Here is a 9,134-nt window from a genome sequence, read left to right as displayed (position 1 = left end):
CAAGGTTTTAAGACTAGAATACTCTCAAAATTAACCTCATTAACAATTATTCAATTCATTAATAAGTTTACTTTTGATAGAAATATTAACAACTTAAAAATTAGTATTATTTAAATGCACAACGGGTTGTTTTAATATTTTTATGGTAAAATAGGAGGTAAGAAAAAAACATAAAAATAACCAAAGACCAATATATTGAAAATCTTCAGGTAAAATACTTGAGAATAACTTAAAAGGTAATGCAAAAAGTGGAATGGAATCTGTAAAACCTATATTTGTAGATATTGGATAATAAAAATCATTAATGGTTCCTAGCGGAAAAGACCAATCTTCTTTTCTAAAATAAGCCCAACCTAAATAATGTTGTCCCCAATCATGCCTAGCACTTAAAAGCCAATTTATATTTGTGGGTATAATTTTGTCTAAACCATATCTTAATTGAAAAACAATTACTGAAATAATAGTTGAAACTATAATATTAAAATAGTTGTTTATTTTATTTTTCATTTATAGATTCTTACTAATTTAAAAATATCAGAAATTATTCTAAACGAATCTGTTTTTTTTTATTTTAGAGCCGTTTATATCTTTCCATTTATTTAAAGGATATTCTATACCAGAATTTAATAATTGAGTTTTAGAAAGTCTTATAAATATCTCTATATCAAACAACCAATTTGTTGCAAAAGGTTTACTAATAGCAGTTTGTAAAATTACTTTATTAAAAATTTTAGCACCACATTGTGTGTCATAAACACCTAGCTTAAAAAAGAAATTAATAAATGTAATAATGCATCTACCTATTAAATGCCTATATGTTTTTCTTTCAATTTTATTATTGAGTGTTAAGATTCTAGAACCAAAAATATATTCTTTTTTAGAAGACAAAAGTATTTGATACATTTTAAGGAATTCACTGCTTTCTGTAGAGAAATCCGCATCTAAATACCCATAATGAGTATAACATTCTATCTTATTTAATTTTATTAGACTTTTATAGATAGCGGCAGTTTTACCTTCGTTTTTTTTTAAAATGAATAACCTTAATATTGGTATTTAATTCTGATAAATTAGTAATAAAATCTAAAGTATTGTCTGTACTACCATCATTAATTAAAAAAACATCAATAGGTTCTTTAAAATTAATTAATTCTAAAATAGAGTTTTCTTTAAGTCTTTTTTCTTCGTTATAGCAAGGTATTACTAAAGCAAGTTTTTCATTCTATATTATCTCCTTCAATTATATATATAATCAATCTAAAGACAAATTATATTTTAAAGAATCACATTTACTTCAATTTCTAAAGAAATTTCGAAGTTTTTAAAAACAGTTTCTCGTATTTTTTTTGCGAGTTGGTAAATTTCTTTACCAGAAGCATTGCCATAATTTACTAAAACTAATGCTTGTTTTTCATGTATACCTGCATCACCAAAACGTTTTCCTTTAAAACCAGATTGTTCTACTAACCAACCTGCAGGAACTTTAACTTCAGTTTCATTAACAGGATAATTAGGAATAGTAGGATTCTCTTTCTGAAGCTCTACAAATTGTTTTTTTGAAATTACGGGGTTTTTAAAAAAACTACCGCTATTACCAATTTTTTTTGGATCTGGTAATTTCGATTTTCTAATTTCAATTACTGCATCAGAAACATTTTTTAAAGTAGGTTTTGTAATATTTTTTGAAACCAATTCTGTTTCAATTGCTCCGTAAGAAGTATTTAAATGATGACTTTTCTTTGTTAATTTAAAACAAACAGAAGTCAAAATAATTTTTCCTTTATGAGAATTTTTAAAAATTGAATTTCGATATCCGAATTGACAATCTTCATTAGAAAACGTAACAAATTTACTAGTTTCAATTTCTAAACCTTCAACTTTGGTAATTACATCTTTTACCTCAACACCATAAGCACCAATGTTCTGAATAGGGCAAGTACCAACAAGACCCGGAATTAAAGATAAATTTTCAATTCCGCCATAATTTTGAGAAATACAATACAAAACAAATTCATGCCAGTTTTCACCAGCATTTACTGTTAAATAGACAAAACTATCATCTTCTCTATCAATAGAAATTCCTTTAATATCTATATGTACAACCAATTTATCAATATTATTGGTAAGTAACATATTTGATCCGCCAGAGATTAAAAAAATATCTTTTTCAATTTTTAAAAGCTGTTGTAATTCATAAACTGAATCAACAGAAATAAAACGTTTGGCATTTACAGAAATACCAAACGTGTTATAATTTTTAAGAGATATGTTTTCTTGGATATTCAACTAGTTTTTATATTGTTTTAAAGCTGCTGCTAGAATTTCCACAGATTTTATTAAATCTGTTTTATTTAAAACATACGCCATTCTTATTTGGTTTTTTCCTTCTCCAGGGGTTGAATAAAAACCACTTGCGGGTGCAACCATAACTGTTTCATTGTTATGATGAAAACTTTCTAAAATCCATTGTGCAAAATGATCGGAATCCTTTACTGGTAATTCTGCAACACAATAAAAAGCACCTTTTGGTTTGGCTACTTTTACGCCTTCAATTTTTTCTAATTCAGAAATTAATGTATTTCTTCTTTCTACATATTCTTCAATAACATCATCAAAATAAGATTGTGGTGTATCTAAAGCAGCTTCACTAGCAATTAATGCATACGTTGGAGGGCTTAACCTTACTTGGGCAAATTTAATAGAAGTTTTAATAAATTCTTCGTTTTTAGAAACAATACAACCAATTCTTGCGCCACACATACTGTAACGTTTAGAAACAGAATCGATTACAATTGCATTATTATCTAAACCATCTAAAGACATAACAGAAGTATGTTTTAATCCGTCGTAGGCGAATTCTCTGTATACTTCATCAGCAATTAAAAATAAATCGTGTTTTAAAACAATTTGCTTTAGTTTTTCCATTTCGGCTTCCGAATATAAATATCCGGTAGGATTTCCTGGATTACAAATTAAAATTGCTTTTGTTTTATTGGTAATTAATTTTTCAAACTCTTCAATTTTAGGTAACGCAAAATTATCTTCAATTTTAGAAATTACAGGTACAACTGAAACTCCAGAAGCTGTAGAAAATCCGTTATAATTTGCGTAAAAAGGTTCAGGAATTATAATTTCATCTCCTGGATCTGTAATACTACCAATTGTAAAAAGTAACGCTTCAGAACCACCAGTTGTAACCACAATATTATTTGCAGTTACATTAATATTATTGCTAACATAGTATTTGGCAAGTTTTGTTCTGTATTCTTCAGAACCTTCAGAACGAGCATAGGCCAATGTTTCTACATTATTGTTTTTAACAGCATCTAAAGCAACTTGTGGTGTTTTAATATCTGGCTGACCAATGTTTAAATGAAAAACGTTAATTCCTCTTTTTTTAGCATCTTCTGCATAAGGCACCAATTTTCTAATTGGTGATTCTGGCATTTTTATTCCTTTTAAAGATATTGATGGCATAATATTTTTTTTCTAAAATTTATCTATGCAAATTTGCGAAATTAATTTCACTTCTTTATATTTAATAAGAATTCTTTAATGGTTAAAATTTTCCTAAAAATTAATTCTTCTTCTTCTTAATTAGTATATTGAATTTATAAAATAATTTTTTTTTGAAAAAAATAAGTATTCTTATTGTATTGCTTTGTTTGTTCCATAAAACAAACGCACAATTTGGTTTTCAAATTGAAGGTTCTAACCAGAATAGGGAACAAATTAGTTTTCAATTAATAAATAATTTAGTAATAATTCCTATTGAAATAAATGGTGATAAACTCTCCTTCATACTAGATACAGGTGTAAATAAAACTATTATTTTTAATTTATCAAAAAACGATAGTATTGGTCTTTTAAATACCAAAAAAGTAAGCCTTCGTGGTTTAGGAAAAGGTAAGGCAGTTGATGCTATATTATCAAGAAATAATACATTTAAAATAAAATCAGTAGTAAGTAAAAATGAAACTGTTTACGTAATTTTAAAAGATTATTTTGATTTGTCTAGTAAAATGGGAATTACCATTCATGGAATTATTGGCTATAATTTATTTAAAGATTTTATACTTAAAATAAATTATAAAACAAAGAAAATTGATTTTTACAATCCTAAAACGTACAAATATCCTAAATGTAGAAAGTGCGAAACAATTCCTTTTCAATTTTATAGAAGGAAACCATTTGTTATAGCAAAGGTTCAATTAGATACCGTTGGAGATACAGAAACAGAAGTAAAAATGTTAATTGACTCTGGAGGGAGTGATGCTATATGGTTATTTGAAAATTCTAAAGAAAACATTAAAACGCCAAAACGTTTTTTTAATGATATTTTGGGCGAAGGTTTAAGTGGCCCCATTTTTGGAAATAGAAGTAGAATTCCTAAATTTAAAATAGGAAAGTTTGAAATAGAAAACCCAACAGTTTCTTTTTTAGATTCTGCATCTACACATAATGCAAGGAAATTTAAGCAAAGAAATGGTAGTATTGGAGGTAATATTTTAAAGCGGTTTAAAGTTTGGGTTGATTATCCGAATAAAAAAATTACACTTAAAAAGAATGGTTCTTTTAAAAGTGAGTTTAATTATGATATGAGCGGACTAGATGTTGCTTATAATGGAAAACAAATTGTTAAAGAGATAGTTACACAGAGTTACTCTAATAGTTATGACCAAGAAATGGATGGAAAAAGTTCTATTTCTTTTGTTACCAATTATTCTTTTAATTTTAAATCTTCTTTTATTATTAGAAAAGTTGTAAAAAATTCTGCGGCCTACAAAGCAGGTTTATTAAATGATGATATCATTTTAAAAATTAATGGTGTACCGGCTTATGAATTCACTTTAAGCGACATTATTAATCGATTTCAAGAAAGAGATAAAAAGAGAATTAGAATGACAATACTTAGAAATGGAATAAAAATGAAATTTGAATTTCGTTTAGAAAAGAAAATTTAATTATCAGAAAGTATGCTGTTCTTTTTCTCTAAAGAGATTTCTTTAGTAACATAACCTTTTATTTTAATAATTTTTCTAGTTTTTTTTGCATTTGAAAAAATGGTGATTTGTTTAGAGAAACCGCCAAGTTTTTTAGTATCATAAGAAACTTTAATTTCAGCTTTCTCACCTGGCATAATTGGTTTTTCTGGCTTTTTGGGTACAGCACAATCACAAGAAGTTTGAACCTTTTGTATGATTATTGGACCATCGCCAATATTTGTAAAAACAAAAGTTCGTTCTCCATTAGAGCCTTTTGCAATTTTCCCATAATTAATAGTTTCCATTTCAAATTTAAACTCTTGAGCTGAAATAGCTATAGAAAAAAACAAAATCAAAGTAAATATTAGGCCTTTATTCATACTACAAATTTACGGTTTTAAAATGATAAAATAATTAACTACTAATTTTCTCTTGAAAATAGAGTTTTGTATTTTTGTCAATTAAATATCAAAAAGGATACCAAAGTATGACAATTCCATCTAAATATAACTCAAGCGAAGTAGAAGATAAGTGGTATGACTACTGGCTGAAAAACAATTATTTTCATTCTACGCCAGATGAAAGAGAACCTTACACCATTGTAATTCCGCCACCAAATGTAACAGGAGTATTACATATGGGACATATGTTGAATAATACAATTCAAGATGTATTAATTAGACGTGCACGTTTATTAGGTAAAAATGCTTGTTGGGTTCCTGGTACAGATCATGCATCTATTGCTACAGAAGCAAAAGTGGTTGCCAAGTTAAAAGAACAAGGGATTTCTAAAAGCGATTTAACTCGTGAAGAATTCTTACAACATGCTTTTGATTGGAAAGATGAATATGGAGGTAAAATTTTAGAACAATTAAAGAAGTTAGGTGCTTCTTGCGATTGGGAAAGAACGGCTTTTACAATGGATCCAGAAATGTCTGAATCTGTAATTAAAGTTTTTGTTGATTTATACAACAAAGGTTTAATTTATAGAGGTTACAGAATGGTAAACTGGGATCCTGAAGCAAAAACAACACTTTCTGATGAAGAAGTAATTCACGAAGAAAGACAAGGAAACTTGTACTATTTAGAATATAAAATTGAAGGTTCTAACGATACATTAACAATTGCAACTACGCGTCCTGAAACTATTTTTGGAGATACTGCAATTTGTATCAACCCAAATGATGAACGTTTTACACATTTAAAAGGAAAAAAAGCAATTGTTCCTTTATCAAATAGAGTAATTCCTATTATTGAAGATGAATATGTTGATTTAGAATTTGGTACAGGTTGTTTAAAAGTAACGCCTGCACACGATGAAAATGATAAAAATTTAGGAGACAAGCACAAGTTAGAAGTAATTGATATTTTTAATGACGATGCCTCTTTAAATTCCTTCGGATTACATTATCAAGGAAAAGACAGATTTGTAGTTCGTAAAGAAATTGCGAAAGAATTAGAAGAAAAAGGAATTTTAGTAAAAACTGAAGTACACACAAATAAAGTAGGTACATCAGAAAGAACAAAAGCAGTTATAGAACCTAGATTATCTGATCAATGGTTTTTAAAAATGAAAGATTTAGCAAAACCTGCTATTGATGCTGTTTTAGGTGAAGATGCGGAAATCAACTTATATCCAAAGAAATTTGAAAACACGTACCGTCATTGGATGGAGAATGTTCGTGATTGGAATATTTCGCGTCAACTTTGGTGGGGACAACAAATACCTGCATATTTCTACGGAGATGGAAAAGAAGATTTTGTTGTAGCAGAAAATATTGATGATGCATTAATTCTTGCACAAGAGAAGATTAAAAACTATAAACTAACAACTAACGACTTGCGCCAGGATACTGACGCACTTGATACATGGTTTTCTTCTTGGTTATGGCCAATGTCTGTTTTTGACGGAATTAGAAATCCTGAAAACGAAGAAATTAAATACTACTATCCAACAAACGATTTAGTTACTGGTCCAGATATTTTATTTTTCTGGGTGGCAAGAATGATTGTAGCTGGATATGAATATAAAGATGAAAAACCTTTTCAGAATGTTTATTTAACGGGTTTAGTTAGAGATAAACAAAGACGTAAAATGTCTAAATCTTTAGGGAATTCTCCTGATGCTTTAAAATTAATTGAAACGTATGGAGCAGATGGAGTAAGAGTTGGACTTTTATTGAGTTCTGCAGCTGGTAACGATTTAATGTTTGAAGAAGATTTATGTCAGCAAGGAAAAGGGTTCGCAAATAAAATTTGGAATGCTTTCCGTTTGATAAAAGGTTGGGAAGTTGATGCAAGTTTACCACAACCAGAAACTTCTAAAGTTGGTTTGGTTTGGTATGAAGCTAAGTTTCAAAAAACATTAGCAGAAATTGAAGATCACTTTTCTAAATATCGTTTATCTGATGCTTTAATGGCAATTTATAAACTAATTAATGACGATTTTTCTTCATGGTTATTAGAGATTGTGAAGCCTGCATATCAACAACCAATTGACAAAACAACATTTGATGCTATTATTGAGGTTTTAGAAAATAACTTAAAAGTATTACATCCATTTATGCCATTTTTATCGGAAGATATTTGGCAATATATTACAGATAGAACGCCAGAAGAAGCGTTAATTATTGCGAAATACCCCGTAATTAAAGATTTCGATTCTAAAATTATTACTGATTTTGAATTCGCAACAGGGGTTGTTTCTGGAATTAGAACCATTAGAAAAGATAAAAACATTTCTTTTAAAGACGCTATTGAGTTATTTGTGATTGATAATGACAAGAGTTCAAATGAATTTGATGCTGTTATTCAGAAGTTAACAAATACTTCAAGTATAAAGACGGTTTCAGAAAAAGTAGAAGGTGCTTCATTTAGAGTAAAATCAAATGAATATTTTGTACCTATTTCTATAGAGAATATTGATGTTGAAGCTGAAATTAAAAAACTAGAAGGCGAACTTAAAAGAGCTGAAGGTTTCCTTTTCGGAATTTCAAAGAAACTTTCTAACGAACGTTTTGTTTCTAATGCACCAGAACAAGTGTTAGCTTTAGAACGTAAGAAAGAAGCAGATACATTGGCTAAAATTGAAACTATTAAAAGTAGTTTGGCAAGTTTAAAGTAAAAGTAATTAGAATATAATTTTAGTCCTTCAGGTTTTAATTTGAAGGACTTTTTTTTTGACTTATATTGCTAGTAATAAGTTTTTTATAAAAATAATCTACATTTAATTTATAAGTATTAAATTATAATTATATTTAGAGTTATAATTAACTAACCAAAAATTAAAATGAAAAAATTCATCTTACCATTGTCAATATTAGTTTTAATAGCGACTTCTTGTGTATCAAAAAAGAAGTATGCTGAATTAGAAACTCAATATTTAGATACTAAAACAAATTTAAATGGTTTAAAACTTAAGTTTGCAAAAATTGATAAAAGAGTTCAAATCTATAATGATAAGATTAATTCTTTAAAAGGCGATAATGTAACTTTAGAAAAGGAAAACTCTTTAAAGTTAGATATGATTAATGGTAAAGTTGCTATGTCTAAAGAAGGAAGAGCAATGATGAATAAAACATTATCTAAAATTTCTCCTGAAAAATTAGCAGCGGCAAAAACGCTAAAAGACTCAATTAATTTAGCTGTCTCTTATAATATTATAAGAAAAACTTTAGGAAAATCAGAATTTAATAGTTCGGAAGACATTGATATAGACATCGATCAAACAGTAGTTATGATTACTGTTTCTGAAAAATTATTATTTAATTCAGGTAGTTATAAAATAAAAAAGAGCGCTTTAACATTGATAACTAAATTGGCAGATATTATAGAGTCTGAACCAAGTATGGATGTAATGATTGAAGGTCATTCTGATACGAATAAAGTTACTGCTAAAACTGAAAGTATTGAAGATAATTGGGATTTAAGTGCTAAAAGAGCAACTTCAATGGTAAGACTTTTACAAAATCAATTTGGTATTGATGGAAGTAGACTAATTGCTTCTTCAAGAGGAGATACAATGCCATTATACCCAAATACAACCAAAGAAAATAGATCAAAAAATAGAAGAATCCGTATTGTTATTTTACCAAATTTAAATAAATTTTTTGCTTTATTAGCAGAAGAAGAGAAGAAGGTTAAATAATA

At 28.0% G+C, this 9,134-nt stretch carries 9 protein-coding genes and 1 pseudogene; 4 read left to right on the top strand and 6 right to left on the bottom strand.

The window, feature by feature from the left end; all coding sequences use genetic code 11:
• A pseudogene (locus tag V3V28_RS05635) lies at positions 1-114 on the top strand (IS982 family transposase); the annotation flags it as partial.
• Here the strand turns inward: V3V28_RS05635 and V3V28_RS05630 are convergent.
• From V3V28_RS05630 to V3V28_RS05615, 5 genes are all read right to left on the bottom strand, one after another.
• On the bottom strand, positions 94-507 hold the full coding sequence (locus V3V28_RS05630; protein ID WP_331364052.1) for a DUF6311 domain-containing protein: 414 nt from the start codon (positions 505-507) through the stop codon (positions 94-96). The pseudogene V3V28_RS05635 and the gene V3V28_RS05630 sit on opposite strands and share 21 nt — an antisense overlap.
• A gap of 39 nt (positions 508-546) precedes the next feature.
• Positions 547-903, bottom strand: coding sequence for a hypothetical protein (locus tag V3V28_RS05625; RefSeq protein ID WP_331364051.1), 357 nt, complete (start codon positions 901-903; stop codon positions 547-549).
• A gap of 109 nt (positions 904-1,012) precedes the next feature.
• The gene (locus V3V28_RS14670; RefSeq protein ID WP_442957521.1) at positions 1,013-1,201 is read right to left on the bottom strand and encodes a glycosyltransferase; all 189 of its coding nucleotides are present in this window, start codon (positions 1,199-1,201) and stop codon (positions 1,013-1,015) included.
• 74 nt (positions 1,202-1,275) lie between these two features.
• On the bottom strand, positions 1,276-2,286 hold the full coding sequence (gene murB, locus V3V28_RS05620) for a UDP-N-acetylmuramate dehydrogenase (protein ID WP_331364050.1): 1,011 nt from the start codon (positions 2,284-2,286) through the stop codon (positions 1,276-1,278).
• Positions 2,287-3,477, bottom strand: coding sequence for a pyridoxal phosphate-dependent aminotransferase (locus V3V28_RS05615; RefSeq protein ID WP_331364049.1), 1,191 nt, complete (start codon positions 3,475-3,477; stop codon positions 2,287-2,289).
• 152 nt (positions 3,478-3,629) lie between these two features.
• On the opposite strand from V3V28_RS05615, the gene V3V28_RS05610 reads away from it, so the two are divergent.
• Complete coding sequence (locus tag V3V28_RS05610; RefSeq protein ID WP_331364048.1) at positions 3,630-4,964, top strand: aspartyl protease family protein; 1,335 nt, start codon at positions 3,630-3,632, stop codon at positions 4,962-4,964.
• Here V3V28_RS05610 and V3V28_RS05605 read toward each other — a convergent pair.
• Complete coding sequence (locus V3V28_RS05605; protein ID WP_331364047.1) at positions 4,961-5,365, bottom strand: DUF1573 domain-containing protein; 405 nt, start codon at positions 5,363-5,365, stop codon at positions 4,961-4,963. The two genes, V3V28_RS05610 and V3V28_RS05605, sit on opposite strands and share 4 nt — an antisense overlap.
• A gap of 107 nt (positions 5,366-5,472) precedes the next feature.
• On the opposite strand from V3V28_RS05605, the gene V3V28_RS05600 reads away from it, so the two are divergent.
• Together V3V28_RS05600 and V3V28_RS05595 are read left to right on the top strand one after the other, a co-directional pair.
• Positions 5,473-8,109, top strand: a complete 2,637-nt coding sequence (locus tag V3V28_RS05600) for a valine--tRNA ligase (protein ID WP_331364046.1) — start codon at positions 5,473-5,475, stop codon at positions 8,107-8,109.
• Between the two features lie 165 nt (positions 8,110-8,274).
• Positions 8,275-9,132, top strand: coding sequence for an OmpA/MotB family protein (locus V3V28_RS05595; protein ID WP_331364045.1), 858 nt, complete (start codon positions 8,275-8,277; stop codon positions 9,130-9,132).
• The last annotated feature ends 2 nt before the right edge of the window (positions 9,133-9,134 follow it).

This window comes from Polaribacter sp. (assembly GCF_036480315.1).
Classification (GTDB): Bacteria; Bacteroidota; Bacteroidia; order Flavobacteriales; family Flavobacteriaceae; genus Polaribacter.
The sequence above is the reverse complement of the archived record's forward strand: the minus strand, read 5'-3'. Positions and strand labels throughout refer to the sequence as shown.